The organism is Bacillus sp. SIMBA_026 (assembly GCF_046535335.1).
Lineage (GTDB): Bacteria > Bacillota > Bacilli > Bacillales > Bacillaceae > Bacillus > Bacillus velezensis.
Genome location: NZ_JAWRWX010000008.1, coordinates 22,268 through 40,478 on the forward strand (window position 1 = coordinate 22,268; position 18,211 = coordinate 40,478).

Consider the following 18,211-nt stretch of genomic DNA (forward strand, 5'->3'; position numbering starts at 1 on the left):
CCTCGATACTTTTAGCATTATTACTGCATTGTATGAGGCGGGAGCCTTGTTTAGAACAAGCCTATTCGCCGAGTTTTTCTTCCTTGACGATTGTATACATGCCCGCGGCTTCTTCTTTTTTCGTTGTTTCTTTCAATTCGTTTACCTTCACGGTGACAAGCTTCTGGCCGAAGCGGACCGTCAGTTCATCACCGGCTTTTACGTCTGAGCTGGCTTTCGCCTGATTCCCGTTAACGGTGATTCTCCCTTGATCGGCGACCTCTTTCGCCAATGTGCGGCGTTTAATTAATCTGGATACTTTTAAAAACTTATCAAGTCTCATATCAGAATCTCCTCTCCATTTCTTTTGCTTCATCCCACAATTTGTCCATTTCCTCAAGTGACATTGCGGTCAATTCAAGTCCCTTTGCTGCCGCTTCTTTCTCAATATAAGCAAAGCGTCTGCGGAATTTGTCATTTGTCATGGCGAGCGCTTCCTCAGGCTCAATTTTATAGTATCGGCCGATATTGACCAATGCAAATAAAACATCGCCGAATTCAGCTTTTAAGCTGATTTCATCTGCTGATTCGGCGGAAGCCTCTGCAGAAAATTCCTTCAGCTCTTCATTTACTTTATCCCATATATCCTGAACGTCATCCCAGTCAAAGCCGGTTTTCGCGGCTTTTTTCTGAAGCTTGGCGGCTTTTGCAAGAGAAGGCAGTGTTTTCGGCACGGCATCCAGCAATGAAGAGGATGTTGTTTGCTTTTCCGCCTTTTTGATTTCTTCCCAGTTGGCGACGACATCATGTTCATCCTGAACCTTAACATCCTTAAACACGTGCGGGTGCCGTCTGACCATCTTCGCACTGATGTCTCTGATGACATCATCAATTGAGAAATACCCCTCGTCTTCCCCGATCTGGGCGTGCAGCATAACCTGAAGCATGACGTCCCCGAGTTCTTCTATCATGTGATCCGTGTCCTCTTCGTCAATGGCCTCAAGCAGTTCGTAGCATTCCTCAATCATATATTTCTTTAATGACTGGTGTGTCTGCTTTTGATCCCACGGACAGCCGTTCGGCCCGCGAAGCTCGCGAATAATACTTCGGAATGCAGAAAATTCCTGGTAAAGGAGTTCTTCTTTTTTAATCGGCGGAACATACACGCTTGTTAAGTTATTTATTTCTACATTGCGGTCAAGTTCAAACAAAGGCACCTTGGTCATCTTTTCACCCTTGCTTCCGGCTGCCGTGACGATGACCACTTCATAGTCGTCAGGCAATTTCTCCATAAGCGTCAGCTTCACCTCAGAGGCCGTCATTTGGTCATAAACCTGGCAAATGATCAGGTGATGGCGGAGTTCGAGCTCATCCGGCGTCATTGTTTGCGCATCCGTAAATTGAAACCCTTCAATCGGATCAATTCGCAATGCATTAAAAGTGGCATCCAAAAAGCTTTGCCCTCCGGCAGTATGAACAGCTACCTGTTGTTCTTCCCGGCGTTCAAATAACAGCTGAACGGTTTTCTCAGCGACAAACGGATGCCCGGGCACAGCGTAGACGACATCCTCTTGCTTCGCTTTTTCAAACAGAATGTCCGCGATCTCTTCATAGACCGCTTCAAACTGATCATGTTTTTCATAAATATCATCAAAATACCGGATGTCCGCTTCCGTCTCTTGCTCTAATTCCGGAATCAAAGGGTGGTCTTTCGTTCTTATATATAAATGCTTCGCCTGAGTCAGCAGCTTATGTACGCCCACTGTCAACTGATCCATGTCTCCGGCGCCGAGGCCGACGACCGTAATGTTACCTGCCATGTTTTTCTCTCCTCTTTTTCAATTTGCTTAAAGCACTGCCGAAAGGAAGGCCGCTCAGCTCTTCGTCCGTGAAAATCTTCATTCTTATCATACAATAAATAAACAATAGCCCTCCGATGACTGACGCAGACAGACTCTCGCATACAGCTCCGGCCCTGCTGACGGGAACAAATAACTGCCATAGCTTCATATATACGAGCAGAAAGAAGACCATCAGCAGACTGCACCAGCACAGACGGGCAATCACGCCTCCGATATTCGTCAGCCAGCCCTTCGACCAAATTCTCCGGAGATTCAGGCACGCAACTGCGGCAAATGCCAAGACGGTCGCCAGTGCCGCTCCTGTAATACCCCAGCCGGGGACCAGCCAAACATTCAGCACCCATTTCAGCGCCCCTCCCGCCAAAACGGATACGGCGGGGAAAACGGTATGTCCCGCTCCTTGCAGAATCGCGGCTGCCGTAAGCGCAATTGAGGCAAAAAAGATAGATAAGCTGAATATTTGTAAGGTCTGCGTCCCCTCACTGTTTTGGAAAAGCATGATATTCACCGGCTCTAAAATGCAAAAAAGCCCGGCTGATGCACCGATCCCTACCGCAAGGCAGAGCTTGACGGCTGATGTTGCTTTCTCTTTTATGATAAACGGCTTATTCTCATGCACCGCTTTTGAAATTGAAGGAACCAATGACGCGGCAATACTGACGGCAAACACGGTTCCCAGCTGAAGGAGCGGCTGTCCGCGGTCATATATGCCTTTCAGCTGTTTCGCGGCATGGCTCTCCGTCCCGTCTGAAAGCAGTGAATATAAGTTTAAGGCGTCTACAAGCTGAATCAAAAGCATGAGTACACTGCTGATACAGATGGTGACTGAATAAAGCAGCAGCTTTTTTACAATGACGGCCGTTTCGATATGTCCGCCGTCTTTCTTGGTTTCTTCCCGCTTATACCAAAAAACAGCCAATACACAAAGGGCCGCCAAGCTTCCGGCAATTGATCCCGAGGCCGCCCCCGCACCAGCCGCGTATAATGAACGGCCGCTTTTCAAAAGCCAGAAGGATAAACCGAGAAGCACCGCCACGCGAAGAAGCTGTTCCGTAATCTGGGATAAGGCTGACGGCATCATATCATGCACGCCTTGGAAATACCCCCTGAAAACCGCCGTAAACGGAAACAGTATGAAAGCGAACGCCGCGACCCTTATCAGCATCACAAGGCGGGCGTCACCCATAAAACCGGCCAACGGCGCCGCGCCGGCATACATGAGCGCAAACAGAACAAGTCCGGCCGCCGTGACATAAAGGGCGGAAATTTTCATTATTTTTTGTTTATGATTGCTATAATCGTTCATTAATTTTGAGATGATTACCGGAAAACCGGATGTTGACAGCATGACCGCGATCCCTAAAAACGGATACACCTGCTGATAAATGTAAAATCCGACGTCACCGACAATATTCTGAAAAGGAACCCTGTACACAGCGCTTAATATCTTCGTCACGATACCCGCAACGACGAGCACAAAAGCACCTTTCCATGCCGATTGCCGCTTGGCGCCAACTGAATCGTTCATCCAAAAGCTCCTTCCAGCCGCTAGAAAATTACGTCTATAAAACGAGCTTATTATATCACAATCCTAACGGCCGAACCGATAGAGAGCACATATGAATATGAAAAAGAACAGCACTTGTATAAGAGCTGTTCTTTCTCCGTTTTCTTATTTCAATAATGGTAATAAGACCTACTGCTCCATTTGTCTCGCCAAAAAACTGGCTGCCGTTTCTACTGCTTTATGTTCTACTTCTCCAAGTGCCTGTTCCTTGGAAAAGATGACCACGGCGCCGATAGGATCGCCATTTGCCACGATCGGAGCTATTGTATAGGAGCTCATATCTTCATCAATGTCATTAACAAGCTGCGCGGACTTCACGTCGTTTTCTACCACAGAGCTGCGCTGATCCATCGTTTTTTCGAGTAAATCGCTGATGGCTTTGTTCAGAAATTCTTTTTTCGAACTGCCTGAAACGGCAATATACGCGTCACGGTCGCAAATCAAGACGGAATGGCCGAGACTGTCATACAATGCATCTGCATATTCTTTCGCAAAATCGCCAAGCTCACTGATAGGAGAATATTTTTTCAATATAACTTCTCCGTCGCGGTCAACGAATATTTCAAGCGGGTCTCCTTCCCTGATCCGCAGTGTTCTCCGAATTTCTTTAGGGATGACGACCCGTCCTAGATCATCAATACGACGTACGATACCTGTAGCTTTCATCTCTCTGGTGCCTCTCTTTCATGTGATGATATTTAAGGGAAAGTACTAAAGCTCTTTACTTTATGTAGCTTCCGCCACTCGCTTGAAATTAGTATCCGTCACATCAAATGTAATATACACCAGAGAGTAACAATTTTTATGAAGACGCGATTGTTTCTTTCTTCACATCCTGAAGGCCTTTCAGCATGCCGAGCACGGTCTCCAGCCACTCTTCCGTTTTGCGGCCTTTCGTCTGTACTGAGATTTTCAGCTTTTTCCCTTCCATTCCCAGTCCGATCTGCCGGCCGTATTTATTGCCGAGTTCGAACAATTTCTGGCCGTCAATCTGTGCGCTGGCCTCTTCAGAAATGGTAAATCTGATCGCGTCTTTATCCTGCTTGATGAGTTCGACGCGTTCATATTTTCCGTATACCTTCATCTCAGCAACCGTAAACAGCCATTCAACCTCTTTAGGATAGCTGCCGAACCTGTCGATGATTTCATCTTGAAGCTCATTTTTCTCCTCAATTGTGGCGATCGACCTGAAGCGTTTGTACATGTCGATTTTTTGCTTGCCGTCTTGTATATAGTTCTCAGGAATATACGCGTCCAGCTCGATATCGATTTCTGTCTCAAACTGTTCGCTTTTCGGAATATCGCCTTTCCGCTCTTCAATCGCTTCCTTGAGCATTTGCGAGTACAGGTCAAAACCGACTGAGTCGATAAAGCCGTGCTGCTGGGCGCCGAGAAGGTTCCCCGCTCCCCTGATCGTCAAGTCACGCATGGCGATTTTAAAGCCTGATCCCAGCTCGGTAAATTCTTTAATCGCCTGCAGCCGTTTTTCCGCTACCTCAGTGAGCACTTTGTCTCTGCGGTACGTAAAATACGCGTAAGCGACGCGGTTGGAACGGCCGACCCGTCCTCTCAGCTGATACAGCTGAGACAGCCCCATTTTGTCTCCGTCGAACACAATCAAGGTATTCACATTTGGTATATCTACGCCTGTCTCAATAATAGTCGTGCTGACAAGGACGTCTGATTCCCCTTCCAGAAAATTGAGCATGACGCTTTCCAATTCATTTTCGGTCATTTTTCCGTGGGCATATGCCACTTTCGCATCGGGAACAAGCATGGAAATTTCATCAGCCTTCCGCTCGATGTCATCCACGCGGTTGTACAAGAAATATACCTGTCCTCCGCGCGCCAGTTCTCTTTCGATGGCTTCCCGCACAAGCGCGCCGTTGTATTCCACGACATATGTCTGAACAGGGAAACGGTTTTCCGGCGGCGTTTCAATAACAGATAAGTCCCGCACACCGAGCATGGACATATGAAGCGTACGCGGTATCGGCGTCGCTGTAAGAGTCAGCACATCGACATTGGCTTTGATCTGTTTGATTTTTTCCTTATGCGTTACGCCAAAGCGCTGCTCTTCATCAATGATGAGCAAGCCGAGATCTTTATAGACGACGTCTTTAGATAAGAGCCTGTGGGTCCCGATTACGATGTCTACCGTTCCGTTTTTCAAGCCTTTAATCGTTTCATTGGATTCTTTTCTCGTTCTGAATCGGCTGAGAAGACCGATGTTAATCGGATAGTCCTGGAAACGCTCCATAATGGTTTCATAATGCTGCTGCGCGAGTATTGTCGTCGGCACAAGAAGCGCGACCTGCTTTCCGTCTGCGATCGCTTTAAAGGCCGCTCGGATGGCTACCTCCGTCTTCCCGTAACCGACATCACCGCAAAGCAAACGGTCCATCGGGCGCTCTCTTTCCATATCCTTTTTAATCTCCTGAATGGAACGGAGCTGGTCCTCTGTTTCCTGATAAGGGAAAGCAGATTCGAACTGCCGCTGCATTTCATGATCCGGCGAGAACGCATAGCCCTTGCTTGCTTCCCGTTCCGCATAAAGCTTAATCAGATCATCGGCAATATCCTGAACGGAGTTTTCAACTTTTTTCTTCACCCGTTTCCATTCACTGCCGCCCAGTTTATAAAGCTTCGGTTCTTTTCCTTCAGAGCCGACGTACTTCTGCACCTGGTCGATTTGTTCTACAGGGACGTACAGCTTATCGCTGCCCTGATAATGAATGTTGAGGTAATCTTTATGAATGCCTTTGATTTCTAGTGTTTCGATCCCCAAATACTTACCGATCCCGTGGTTGACGTGGACGACATAGTCACCGACCTGAAGCTCGGAATAGCTTTTGATCCGTTCGGCATTTGTCAGCTTCTGCTTTCTCGGCTTTTTCTTAATTCGGTTTTTGAACAGCTCTTCCTCCGTAATGACGGCCAGCTTCATCAGCGGCAGTTCAAAACCGGATTGCAGCTCGCCTTCCATGACATAGACCTGTCCTTGCACAAGCGCTTTGGAGCTGTCCGTTTTTGCGGCTTCAATTTCGTAATCAGCCAGCACGGATGCCAATCTGTCGGTTCTGTCCTTATTTGCGCCTAAAAAGACGACGGTGAAGTTTGATTTCTTAAAGCGCTCCATTTCACCTGCGAGCACATTCATCTGCCCGTGAAAACTCTGCATCTGCCTGCTTGTCACATTCACGATATTCTGAGGGCTTGTATGCTGGACATGACGCAAAAATAATGAATAATAAATAGCCGGGCGCCGCTTTTCGCTCATAAGCTCCTGAAAGCTGAAGGATAAATGAATGTCATGCAGAATTTTCCCTTCCTCAAGCAGACTTGTCATAAATTCGGCCTCTTCTTTTTGCAGCTGATCCTCCATTTCATGAATGCGGCTGACCTCGTCTAACAGTAACAACGTGTCTGCCGGTGTATAATCTAGCAAACTAGCAGGTTTTTCGTAAAAGTACGAGAGATACTTCACAAGTTCCTGATCAGTCTGTCCCGTTGATAACCGTTCTTTATCATGTGAGATATTGATATGAAGCATTTCCTTTTGTTTGTCCTGCTTCAGCTTTTTCAGACTGTCGGCAAGCCCTTTATCGAGCCTTTCCATTGCCCGGGCTTTTTCTTCCGCCCTGATGATCAATTCCTTCGCCGGTCCGATCGCCACATGTTTGAGCGTCTCAATTGATCTCTGGTCATCAGAATTGAAGCTTCTGATGGAATCGACCTCCGTATCAAACAGTTCAATTCGCACCGGATGCTCCGACGTCAGCGGATAAATGTCGATAATTCCGCCGCGAATACTGAATTCACCGGGTGCAGAAACCATATCGGAACGCTCATACCCCACCTCTACAAGGCGCGCGGACAGCTGATCCGGTTCTATTTCGTCTCCGAGTGAAATGACGAGCTGGCTGCTTTTCCACAGCTCCTTCGGCGGAAGCATTCTTCTCACTGCCGCAACGGGCGCCACAACGATCGGCGCTTCTCCGTTTGTTAATCTATTAATGACATCAAGCCGCTGAGCGCGCAGTTCAGGGCTCGCTACCGCAATTTCTGAAGAAATCAATTCATTCACGGGGTATAAAAAAACAGATTGATCCCCGAGAAGCGCCGTCAGATCTTCCGTCACTTTTTGGGCCTGATATAAATTATGGGTGATAAAGAAAATCGGCCTTTTCGTTTCCTGTGCAAGGGCGGAGGTAAAAACAGAACGCGCGGAACCTGACAGACCCGCAAGCAGCTGTTCCTTCAGCCCCTCATGTAAACCGTTGACAATGGATTTAAAATCATCGCTTTCTTTAATAAAGGTTTGAATGTTGTCCATATGGGCCCTCCTCTCTATTTTCTGCAAGAACAGAAAAACGCTTTGGTCTAGAATCTACACCAAAGCTTCTTATTGAATAAATGTGTTGTGTTCATGGTAGTGCGGATTGCGCTCCAGCGCCTCTTGGCAGTCTTCACAAATTGTAAGAACATGGACATCTCCATTGTCTTTATATGAAATCATATCGTTTCTTTCCTCATTTGTTAAGTGCTGAAATCCAAGTGACTGTGTCGGCACCGTCGAATATTCCAGGCTCCCTACCTTAAAGCCGCAGTGGCGGCAGAAATAATGCAAAGCCATACGTTGGACCTCCTGATGTGAAAAAATCATTTTTCCCTAGTATGGTCTCCCATTATTTATCTTATACATTTGCATTAAATTCGTTCATGACTTCTAAAAATGGTTTCGTTAAGGAAGCTTCGCAGGCTTTTACGGTTTTTGAGACGGCATCATCGATATGCGGCGCTTCTTCCTTCGTAAAAGCTCCCAGTACATAGTCAACGACTTTCATTCCGCCAGCGGGGCGGCCGATTCCGATTCTGACCCGGTCAAATTCAGGGGTTCCGAGGTGCTGTATAAGCGATTTAATTCCGTTATGTCCGCCTGCGCTCCCTTTCGTCCGGAGCCTGATTTTTCCCGTCGGAAGATCAAGGTCATCGTATATGACTTTCAGATCTTCATGATCGGCATCATAATAATCCAGTAGCGGCCGCAAACATTCCCCTGATAAATTCATATATGTAAGCGGTTTAACAAGTAGAACTTTTTTTCCGGAAACAAACCCCATTCCGTAAAGTCCGTTGAATTTCGTTTTATTCAGTTCAATATTCCATTCTTTAGAAAGCTCGTCAATGGCCATAAAGCCGACATTATGTCTCGTGTTCTCATAGGTTTTCCCGGGGTTACCGAGACCGGCAATCACAAGCATCGTAAATCCTCCCTCAACATCGCTGTAATTCTTCTCATTCTAGCACAAAAGACGTAACCTCGGGCGGGTTACGTCTTAAAGCGCTTATTGATTTTCTCCTTCGGGCTCTTCCCCAGGAGACGGTTCTGCATCTTCTTCGAATGCTTCCTGCTTAGGAGGAAGGATGGAAGCCACGACTTCTTCCGGATCGTTTGTAAATGTATAATTGCCGTCAGCAGTCAGATCTGCGATGGTCAGCACATCATTCATCTCAAGTCCTGAAATATCAACATTGATTGTCTGAGGGATGTCCTTCGGCTTAGCCTTAATCGAAAGCTCATGCAGCGGCTGCTGGATGACGCCTCCGTCTTTGACTCCCTTCGCCTCTCCCGTCAGCTGAATCGGCACCTCGGCCTCCAGCTCCTCACTCATATTCACGACTTGAAAATCGGCGTGCGTCAATTCGTTTTTGAGCGGGTCTGTCTGAAGATCAGTCACCATAACCGATTGCTGATTTCCGTTGACATCCATTGTGATAATCGTGTTTTTTCCTTCGTCCCGCAATGTTTTAAGCAATTCGACACTGTCTAAAGAGACAGGCGTATTCGTTGTTTCTTTACCGTATATAATCCCTGGAACATGTCCTGAATGACGGATTTTCCGAAGCGTCGAACGTTTAAAATCTGTTCTTTCATTTGCTTTTAAAGTTGCCATATTCAGCACCATCCTAATTATCGTTTTATCGTCCTATTAGAACAATACCCACAATAACTGGGATTTAAACCTTAAAGTTTCGGTTTAGCTGAATAAATAGCTGACAGATTGTTTCTCGTGAACGCGGATAATCGCTTCAGCCAGAAGCGGTCCGACAGAAAGCTGCTTAAAGCGGTCGATTTTTTTCTCATCAGGAAGCTTAATGCTGTTCGTTACGACAAGCTCCTTGATTTTAGAGTTATTGATCCGCTCAACGGCAGGGCCTGACAGTACAGGGTGCGTACAGCATGCATACACTTCTGCAGCTCCGTTTTCAACCAGCGCGTTAGCGGCAAGTGTGATTGTGCCGGCCGTATCAATAATATCATCGATCAGAATCGCTGTTTTACCTTCCACGTTACCGACGATGTTCATCACTTCTACCTCATTCGGTCTAGGACGGCGTTTGTCGATAATCGCGATCGGCGCTTTCAGACGGTCCGCAAGTTTGCGGGCGCGCGTCACACCGCCGTGGTCAGGAGAAACAATGACGATATCTTTCAAGTCTTTACCTTCAAAGTAATGGCCTAAAATCGGAACACCCATTAAGTGGTCAATCGGAATATCAAAGAAACCTTGAATTTGCGGCGCGTGTAAATCAAGCGCGATCACGCGTGTCGCACCCGCTGTTTCAAGCAGGTTTGCAAAAAGTTTTGCCGTAATCGGTTCACGTGATCTTGCTTTTCTGTCCTGGCGCGCATAACCGTAGTACGGAATCACAATGTTGATTGTTTTCGCGGAAGCGCGCTTTAAAGCGTCAACCATAATCAGCAATTCCATAATGTGCTCATTAACCGGCGCACTTGTAGACTGAATGATATAGCAATCACAGCCGCGAATACTTTCTTCTATGTTGATCTGGACCTCTCCGTCACTGAATCTTGTAACAGAGCACTTTCCTAATTGAACCCCTACATTATCCGCGATTTCTTTTGCAAGTTCTGGATTTGAATTCAAAGAAAAAATCTTTAAATTCTTATCTCCGTATTCGTTAGACATGGTAAACCTCCGATTTTAGGATTATTTTTTATGAATATTTTTCACATAATCTTCTTTATTTACTTGTCTTGCTCTGGCAATGGCAAGCGCTTCGCCCGGCACATCTTCAGTTACGGTTGAACCCGCAGCGACGTACGCGCCTTCTCCTACTGTAACAGGAGCGACCAGATTGGAGTTGCAGCCAATAAAGGCACCGTCTTCAATTTTGGTTAAATACTTTTTCTTCCCATCATAATTGACCGTGATGGAGCCGCAGCCCAGATTCACATCCGTGCCCACTTCGGCATCACCGATATAGCTTAAATGAGATGCTTTGCTCCGGTCGCCGAATTGTGTTTTCTTGATTTCAACAAAGTTTCCGATCTTCACTTCATTGCCGATTGCGGAATCGGGTCTGATGTGAGCAAAAGGACCGATATTTACATCATTCCCAACTTTGCTGCGATTGACAACGGATTGTTTAATCACAGTGCGGCTGCCGATTGAGCTGTCCTCTATCTCAGTGTGAGGGCCGATGACACATTCATCGCCGATTTCAGCTTGTCCCTTTAACACAGTTCCGGGATAAATAACTGTATCTTGTCCGATACGTGCGTCAGGTGAGATGTACGTATTCATCGGATCGATTAAAGTGACTCCGTTCTGCATATGCCGTTTGTTAATACGCTCTTTCATATACATTTCAGCCTGAGAAAGAGCGACTCTATCATTCACTCCGAGCGTCTCTTGGAAGTTACCAGTCTGGTAAGCGGCAACAGTTTCGCCTTCGTCTTTGAGGATTTCGATCACATCCGGCAGATAATACTCGCCTTGGGCATTTTCATTCGAAACCTGTTCGATGACACGAAAAAGAGCCTCGTTATCAAAACAGTACGTTCCCGTGTTAATTTCTTTCACAAGACGTTCTTGTTCCGAAGCATCCTTGTGCTCCACGATTTTTTGAACGGCGCCGTCTTCACTGCGGATGATTCTTCCGTATCCGGCGGGATCGTCGGCAACGGCCGTTAACACCGTGGCTTTTGCACCTTTGTCTGTATGTTCATTCAGCATGGCTTCCATCGTCTCCGCCGTCAGAAGCGGTGTATCGCCGCAAATAACGATCGTGACACCCTTTTCTCCGTGAAGAAATGGTTTTGCCTGTTTGACCGCATGAGCCGTACCGAGCTGTTCTGCTTGGAGAGCGTAATCGCTTTTCTGTCCGAGCTGCTTCTTCACATCTTCGGCGCCGTGTCCTACGATGGTGACAAGCTTCGCTAAAGATAATTTCAGAGCTTCGTCTGCGACGTGCTCTACCATAGGCTTTCCGCATACCGGATGAAGGACCTTGTAAAGCTTCGATTTCATTCTCGTTCCTTTTCCGGCAGCTAAAATCACTGCAAACCGCTTATCCATTTAATGGCCTCCAATATCCCTTTTATCCATAGAAAAATATATCCTAAATAGCTGTTGATTTCAAGAAGACATCAAAAAGTGCAAGAATTTTCTATGTAATCGCTTTATTACTGAAAAATCAGATTTAAAAAAAGGACTGCCAGAAAAGGCCTTGTGTCAGCCTTTATCAGCAGTCCTTACATTTTGTTATGTTTAAGAAGCCCCGGCTTCTTCATATTCTAATGCTTCAGAATCACCCAAACGATGATACTCATTTAAAACAGCATCCTGGATCTTGCCCCGCGTGCTGGAATTAATAGGATGAGCAATATCGCGGAATTCTCCATCAGGGGTGCGTTTACTCGGCATCGCAACGAAAAGACCATTGTTTCCATCAATCACACGAATATCATGTACGACAAATTCGTGATCCAGCGTGATGGATGCAATCGCTCTCATGCGACCATCGGTATTCACGCGGCGTAATCTTACGTCAGTAACTTCCACAGTAGTTCACCACCTTTTCCCTATATAAAAGCATTAGTCTAACAATTCCACGATTCTTTTTAAATTCCTGCACGTTTCAAAAAGTTTTTTTGAAAATATAGGATATACATACACAATTAGGTGATAAACCATATTTGGGGATCATATACTGCATAAAAAAAAGTGATCCCGGAGACCGGAAACACTTTTCTGAGATTTAAGATTTCACCAGCGCAATGACTTCAATTTCCACGAGAGCGTCTTTCGGCAGTCTCGCCACTTCCACACAAGACCTTGCCGGCTTATGTACATCAAAGTATTGTCCGTACACTTCATTCACTTCCGCAAACTGCTCCATATCAGCAATAAATACCGTTGCTTTTACAACCGTCTCGAGAGAAGCGCCCGCTTCTTTCAGCACAGCTTTTAAATTGCTGAACACCTGATGCGTTTGTTCTGTGATATCACCGTTTACCATTTCTCCTTCAGCAGTAAGAGGAATCTGGCCTGAGCTGTAAAACATGTTGTTTACGATGATTCCCTGTGAATATGGCCCGATCGCTGCCGGCGCGTGTTTTGTATGGATTGCTTTTGTCATTTTTCTGTCTCCCCATTCTTTAAATGCTGTTCTTTAAAAAATCGCAGAAAATTGCCGTTTTGAATCTCAATCGTTTTGTCTTTCATATTGATGGTTGAAAGCGTGAGCAGTGACATGTATTCATCGACAAGCCGTTCATTCACTCCCTCGGCTTCAACCAAGACACCTATTCCCGCGACGTTTGCATTAAACTCATCAAGCAAACTGATCATGCCGTTAATGGTGCCGCCGGCTTTCATAAAGTCGTCAATAATCAAAACGTTCGAACCCGTAGCCAAACTTCTTTTCGCAAGCGACATCGTTTGAATGCGGTTAGATGACCCTGATACATAATTGATGCTCACCGTGGAGCCTTCCGTCACTTTATTGTCCTTTCGCACGATGACAACCGGAACGTTCAGATAACTGGCCGCTGCGTAAGCAAGAGGGATTCCTTTTGTCGCAACGGTCATCACCACATCAATCTCCCGCTCCGCAAAAACGGAAGCAAAAAGCCTGCCTACATGAGAGAGGACAGAGGGTTTTCCTAAGATATCCGTTAAATATACATAACCGCCCGGAAGGATACGCTCAGGATTTACTAAAGACTGTCCCAGCTCCTGTATAAACGCTTCTGCTTCAGCCTGTTTCACTTTCGGAATGTATTTGACGCCTCCGGCAGCTCCCGGCACTGTAAGCAGCGTCCCAATGCCTTGCTGTTCAAAGGTCTGTTTAATAATCGTTAAATCTTCACTGATTGATGACTTTGCTGATTGATACCGTTCTGAGAAAAACGTTAACGGTATTAATTCATGCGGATGGGTTAACAAATAATTTGTTAAGTCCACCAATCTGCCGCTGCGACGAAACTTCATGAACTTACCCCCAAAATCCGAATAATTTAAAAATAATATAACTTAACATACGGATTTAATCAAGAGCATTCTGTTCGCCGATCATCCGCACTGCGTACACTTGATCACAGAAACCTCTTAACCCGTTATAAATCCGCTGCACCTTCGATTCGTATTGAACCAAACCGAATACAGTCGGTCCGCTTCCGCTCATTAACACCGCATCAGCGCCGAAGCGTTTCATTTGATTTTTAATCATCGCCACCTCGGGATGGAGGCTGAGCGTAACCGACTCCAATACGTTTCCTAATTGTCCGCATACCTTTTGGAAGCTTTTTTCTTCAATCGCGTCAATCATCGCCTGCACATCCGGATGCCGAACCTGCTGCAAATTCAGCCGGCGGTACACTTCGGCGGTCGATACCCCGATCGTCGGTTTGGCGAGCACGACCCAGCAATGAGGCGGAGCACTGATGTGCCTGATCTTCTCACCCCGTCCGGTTGCCAGGGCAGTGCCTCCGTATACACAGAAGGACACGTCTGAACCGATTTCAGCTCCAAGCTCCGCGAGCTCTTCGACAGAAAGCTTTAAATCCCAAAGCCTGTTCAGCCCTCTGAGCGTGGCTGCCGCATCGCTGCTTCCGCCGGCAAGCCCTGCCGCTACAGGGATCACTTTTGTAATCATAATGGAAACGCCTTTTTTGACTTGAAACCGTTCTTTAAGCAGTTTGGCTGCCTGATAAGCCAGATTCCTTTGATCATCCGGAACAAAGCGGTTATGCGACGCCACTCTGATAACGTTTTCGGGCAGTTCTGTCAGTTCAATCCGATCTGCCAAATCAATTGTCGTCATGATCATCTCCACTTCATGATAACCATCCGGGCGTTTACTCGTCACATCGAGGGACAGATTGATTTTGGCCGGCGCTTTTTCTAAAATACGCATAGCTTTCACCTACTTCTCCATCTAAACATAAGTATGAACATTGTATCACATTTGGAGACCCGGAGGTACTTATCCGAAATTGACGCCGGTTTTGACAGCCGATAGAAAAAACCGGGGAACGGATTGTCCCCCGGGCCACTGCATTATCGGTTATTTTGGTTCTGAGCCGCCATCTGCTGTTCGGCAATCTCAATCGCGCGCTTTACCATATTCCCGGCGTCACGCGCCCGAATGCCTCCCCAGCCCTCGTTTTTCACCGTATCGTAAAAACCAAGGTCCTTCGCCAGCTCATATTTGAACTCATCTGACATAACTCCACGACGTCTGCCCAAACGAAACAACCCCTTTTATAGAATTGATCACCATTCGTGCACGCCACGATAAAACATGTGACACCTATAGCTTCCGTTTAATCGGCTGAAACTTTCGAGGGAATAATTAGAAGAGCTTTGGAAGGCAAAACAAAAAGCAGTAAACAAAAGGTTCACTGCCCATTAAAATGCTACTGAGCTTGCCGTATCGTCATTGAATGTCAATTCAACAGTCTCAGTCAGAATATCAGCATAACTGTATGAAACTCTTTCAAACGAATTCTCGTCTTGATCTAGTTGTATCACAAAAACAGAAGGGTACGTCTCAGCTAAAATGCCCGAACGCTCAATCGTTTTTCGGCGGCCGCCGTTTGCTTTTAACGTAAGCCGTTTACCTAAATTCCCATCAAGCGATCTTTTTATATCGGACAACGTCTTCGCCATTGCATCCACCTCACTACATTTATTGTACAACAAGAGCCCAATTTTGTCAAATAAAATTTAAATTATATCAACGTTAATAAGTCATTGTCAACAAAATTATTTTGACAAAATTCTATTGATTTCTGCGTTATTTTTCACAAGTTCCGGAAATTTATGTATCAATATGTAAAATAATTAACCCGCATAGCGAAATATATGCGGGTTTTATCACTCATCCATTTGATTTATACGGCATACCGACACGCAGCACACCCTTCGTTTCAATTCCTCCCAGCCCTTTCTCTCTCGTCAGCGTATTTCTCAGGACATCCCATACATTGATCCGCTCCATAAACGGGGTGAAGCTGATTTTCGCGACAATATATACCGGGTCAAGCGCATGGATATTGACGCGTGACGGCGAACTTGCGAAATTCGCGCCTGCTCTGATTAAAGACTCGAAATGAGATTGACAGGCCCCCGCGAATATGACCAGCTGATCCAAATGAGGGACTTTACGCCTCGCTTTTTGAACGGTTTCGACAAAGTGTTTAGAATGCCTGTAGGCGCTTAAATCGTTCACGTCACCCTTATGCTTGGAATATGCATCATGGCCGGTGATGACTAAAATATCCGGCCTGTATTTATCAAGCAGCTCGTCAATTGATGCCGGCATTTTTTTCTCATGGCAGTGAATTCCGTATACCGGCACACCGATTTTTTCATAAAAGTTCAGGCACTTTTTCAAATAGGCCTCATCGCCGTCCAGATGCAATACCTTTCCGGGCATATGAAAGTAGTGCTCCTGATGCTGATATTGATTTGTCGCATAATATTCCTGTTTTTCCCGAAGCAGCTTATAATCCTGGCGGAGCAGCTCGAGAGATTCATTCATCCTGCTTTCATCTCTTTTCTTTCTCATGGCCTGTTCGTCTTTTCTGACAGGCTCCAAATCAGAAAAATCAGCATCCGCAATCAACCTGACTTCGTCACCATGCAGGATGGCAATTGAATTTCCGTTGCTTGTTTGCTCTATACCGATAATGCGAAATAAAACATCCATTTGATAGGATTTCCTGGCTACCATATCTCCTATTTGAAATTGCACGTTACCCACTCCACAAATAGACTAAGCCTCATCATGAAAGAAGTCTTGGCAAATACACCTCTTTCCGCTGCGGCGCTTGATGTTTCAAGCTTTTCTTGCAGTTGAATGAATAAGGTTCTCCTCTAGCCTATGTAGCGGCAGTCCAAGTGGTGACGCAAAACAAAAAGCCCTCTTAGAAAAGGGCTTTATGCAATCCGTTGGACAGGAGCGCGAATTCTTCTATGGACAGGGATTCACCGCGCCGCTTTCCGTCAATATTCGTTTCTTGAAGAACTTCTTCAATTTGAGCTTTTTTCTCTTTTCCGTCCGGAAGATTGTTCACAAGGTTGTTCAGCAAGGTTTTCCGGCGCTGTGCGAAGCTTGCTTTAATAAGCTGGAAGAAAAACGGTTCATTATCGACATCAACCGCCGGGCCGTCACGAAGCAAGAGACGGATGACGGCTGAATCGACATTAGGCTGAGGCACAAACACCGTTTTCGGGACGGTCATGACGGTTTTGGCCTCCGTATAGAACTGAACCGCAATGGAAAGCGATCCGTACTCCTTAGAGGAAGGATCAGCGGCCATCCGCTCAGCGACCTCTTTTTGCAGCATCACGACAATTCCTTTTAACGGAAGATGTTCTTCCAATAGCTTCATGATGATAGGCGTCGTCACATAATATGGGAGATTCGCCGTCACCATAATTTCATCACAATCCTGAAACTGCTCTTCAATGACAGATTTTACGTCTGCTTTCAGCACATCTTGATGAATGATCGTTACATTGTCATATGGAGACAGCGTATCATTGAGAATGGGCAGCAGGCGCTGATCAATTTCAAACGCGACGACCTTTTTCGCCCGTTTGGCAAGCTGCTCTGTCAGCGCGCCGATTCCGGGCCCGATTTCAATGACTCCGGTCCGATCCGTAATTTCCGCATGGTCCACAATTCTGTCCAATATATTTGTATCAATTAAGAAATTCTGTCCCAGACTCTTTTTAAAAGAGAAACCGTACTTTTTCAGAATTTCCTTCGTTCTGATAGGTGTCGCGATATCTTTATTGTTCATCCTGTTCCTCCTGCCTCATAGCATCGAGCGCATCAATAAAATCACTTCTTTTGATTTGAAACATTTGCAGCCGTTTTTGAAGCTGCTTGCCGTTTGTATAGCCGATCTTCAGCAGGTCGCCCAATCGTTCGCGGCGTCTTTTGGCAGCCGGTCCGCCGATCAGACCGGCCTGTATGACATCTTCAGCTGAAATCTCACTCGGCTTTGCCTCCATCTCTTCATGCACATTTTCCAAACATGCTCTGATGCTTTCAATGGATGCGTGCTCAACGCCAATGCCGCGCTTGTTTTTCGGTTTGGCAAGATGTTTGGGCAGAAATGCGTGTTTACAGCCGGGTACTGCTTCAGAAATGGTTTTCCGGATCTTTTCCCCCGGAAAATCCGGGTCCGTCAGCACGATGACCCCTCTCGTTTCCTGCGCCAGCCGAATCTGCCTGATGACTTCGTCTCCGATTGCGGAACCGTTTGTCTCGATCGTATCCGCATCAACGGCAAGTTTTATGCGCGCAGTGTCATCGCGTCCCTCGACTACAATAATTTCTTTAATTTTCATTACTTCCTCCAAAAAAACTTTTTATATCCAAAACGAAACCTTTGCTTGCATGTCACGTCTAATATACTGAAAATACACTTTACCTATTATAACGAAAAAAACAGAGGGCGCAAAACCCTCTGAGT

19 protein-coding genes are annotated in these 18,211 nt (G+C 46.1%); all 19 read right to left on the reverse strand.

Annotated features, from left to right (window positions below; translation table 11 throughout):
• Positions 1 to 61: 61 nt before the first annotated feature.
• Entirely contained in the window at positions 62 to 322 is a 261-nt protein-coding gene (locus SB847_RS20080) for an RNA-binding S4 domain-containing protein (protein WP_007409934.1), read from the reverse strand.
• A 1-nt stretch (position 323) separates the two neighbouring features.
• Entirely contained in the window at positions 324 to 1,799 is a 1,476-nt protein-coding gene (yabN, locus tag SB847_RS20085) for a bifunctional methyltransferase/pyrophosphohydrolase YabN (RefSeq protein ID WP_007615180.1), read from the reverse strand.
• A complete protein-coding gene (locus tag SB847_RS20090; protein ID WP_410565271.1) occupies positions 1,789 to 3,369 on the reverse strand; it encodes a putative polysaccharide biosynthesis protein in 1,581 nt (526 codons plus the stop codon). The genes yabN and SB847_RS20090 overlap by 11 nt, the downstream gene beginning before the upstream one ends.
• 168 nt (positions 3,370 to 3,537) lie before the next feature.
• Positions 3,538 to 4,074 (reverse strand): stage V sporulation protein T, encoded by a 537-nt coding sequence (gene spoVT, locus SB847_RS20095; protein WP_004264646.1) that lies wholly within the window; start codon positions 4,072 to 4,074, stop codon positions 3,538 to 3,540.
• A gap of 136 nt (positions 4,075 to 4,210) precedes the next feature.
• A complete protein-coding gene (mfd, locus tag SB847_RS20100; protein ID WP_319937387.1) occupies positions 4,211 to 7,744 on the reverse strand; it encodes a transcription-repair coupling factor in 3,534 nt (1,177 codons plus the stop codon).
• Between the two features lie 69 nt (positions 7,745 to 7,813).
• Positions 7,814 to 8,044 (reverse strand): anti-sigma-F factor Fin, encoded by a 231-nt coding sequence (fin, locus tag SB847_RS20105; RefSeq protein WP_004264650.1) that lies wholly within the window; start codon positions 8,042 to 8,044, stop codon positions 7,814 to 7,816.
• Between the two features lie 61 nt (positions 8,045 to 8,105).
• Positions 8,106 to 8,672, reverse strand: a complete 567-nt coding sequence (pth, locus tag SB847_RS20110; RefSeq protein WP_029974667.1) for an aminoacyl-tRNA hydrolase — start codon at positions 8,670 to 8,672, stop codon at positions 8,106 to 8,108.
• A gap of 84 nt (positions 8,673 to 8,756) precedes the next feature.
• Positions 8,757 to 9,365 (reverse strand): 50S ribosomal protein L25/general stress protein Ctc, encoded by a 609-nt coding sequence (locus SB847_RS20115; RefSeq protein WP_410578355.1) that lies wholly within the window; start codon positions 9,363 to 9,365, stop codon positions 8,757 to 8,759.
• A gap of 84 nt (positions 9,366 to 9,449) precedes the next feature.
• Positions 9,450 to 10,403 (reverse strand): ribose-phosphate diphosphokinase, encoded by a 954-nt coding sequence (locus tag SB847_RS20120; RefSeq protein WP_004264656.1) that lies wholly within the window; start codon positions 10,401 to 10,403, stop codon positions 9,450 to 9,452.
• 21 nt (positions 10,404 to 10,424) lie between these two features.
• Positions 10,425 to 11,795, reverse strand: coding sequence for a bifunctional UDP-N-acetylglucosamine diphosphorylase/glucosamine-1-phosphate N-acetyltransferase GlmU (gene glmU, locus SB847_RS20125; protein WP_004264658.1), 1,371 nt, complete (start codon positions 11,793 to 11,795; stop codon positions 10,425 to 10,427).
• A gap of 192 nt (positions 11,796 to 11,987) precedes the next feature.
• Entirely contained in the window at positions 11,988 to 12,281 is a 294-nt protein-coding gene (spoVG, locus tag SB847_RS20130; protein ID WP_004264660.1) for a septation regulator SpoVG, read from the reverse strand.
• 196 nt (positions 12,282 to 12,477) lie between these two features.
• Positions 12,478 to 12,858 (reverse strand): 2-iminobutanoate/2-iminopropanoate deaminase, encoded by a 381-nt coding sequence (ridA, locus tag SB847_RS20135; protein ID WP_004264663.1) that lies wholly within the window; start codon positions 12,856 to 12,858, stop codon positions 12,478 to 12,480.
• Positions 12,855 to 13,712, reverse strand: a complete 858-nt coding sequence (purR, locus tag SB847_RS20140; RefSeq protein WP_004264666.1) for a pur operon repressor — start codon at positions 13,710 to 13,712, stop codon at positions 12,855 to 12,857. The genes ridA and purR overlap by 4 nt, the downstream gene beginning before the upstream one ends.
• A gap of 55 nt (positions 13,713 to 13,767) precedes the next feature.
• The gene (gene ispE / locus SB847_RS20145; RefSeq protein ID WP_007409927.1) at positions 13,768 to 14,637 is read right to left on the reverse strand and encodes a 4-(cytidine 5'-diphospho)-2-C-methyl-D-erythritol kinase; all 870 of its coding nucleotides are present in this window, start codon (positions 14,635 to 14,637) and stop codon (positions 13,768 to 13,770) included.
• A 143-nt stretch (positions 14,638 to 14,780) separates the two neighbouring features.
• Positions 14,781 to 14,969 carry a small, acid-soluble spore protein, alpha/beta type gene (locus SB847_RS20150; protein WP_011996172.1) on the reverse strand — a complete coding sequence of 63 codons (189 nt, stop codon included), beginning with the start codon at positions 14,967 to 14,969 and terminating at the stop codon, positions 14,781 to 14,783.
• A 162-nt stretch (positions 14,970 to 15,131) separates the two neighbouring features.
• Positions 15,132 to 15,392 carry a biofilm formation stimulator Veg gene (gene veg / locus SB847_RS20155; RefSeq protein ID WP_007615173.1) on the reverse strand — a complete coding sequence of 87 codons (261 nt, stop codon included), beginning with the start codon at positions 15,390 to 15,392 and terminating at the stop codon, positions 15,132 to 15,134.
• A 211-nt stretch (positions 15,393 to 15,603) separates the two neighbouring features.
• A complete protein-coding gene (yabG, locus tag SB847_RS20160) occupies positions 15,604 to 16,479 on the reverse strand; it encodes a sporulation peptidase YabG (RefSeq protein WP_032872185.1) in 876 nt (291 codons plus the stop codon).
• A gap of 172 nt (positions 16,480 to 16,651) precedes the next feature.
• A complete protein-coding gene (gene rsmA / locus SB847_RS20165) occupies positions 16,652 to 17,533 on the reverse strand; it encodes a 16S rRNA (adenine(1518)-N(6)/adenine(1519)-N(6))-dimethyltransferase RsmA (protein ID WP_038456675.1) in 882 nt (293 codons plus the stop codon).
• Positions 17,523 to 18,086 carry a ribonuclease M5 gene (gene rnmV, locus SB847_RS20170; RefSeq protein ID WP_004264696.1) on the reverse strand — a complete coding sequence of 188 codons (564 nt, stop codon included), beginning with the start codon at positions 18,084 to 18,086 and terminating at the stop codon, positions 17,523 to 17,525. The genes rsmA and rnmV overlap by 11 nt, the downstream gene beginning before the upstream one ends.
• Between the last annotated feature and the right edge of the window lie 125 nt (positions 18,087 to 18,211).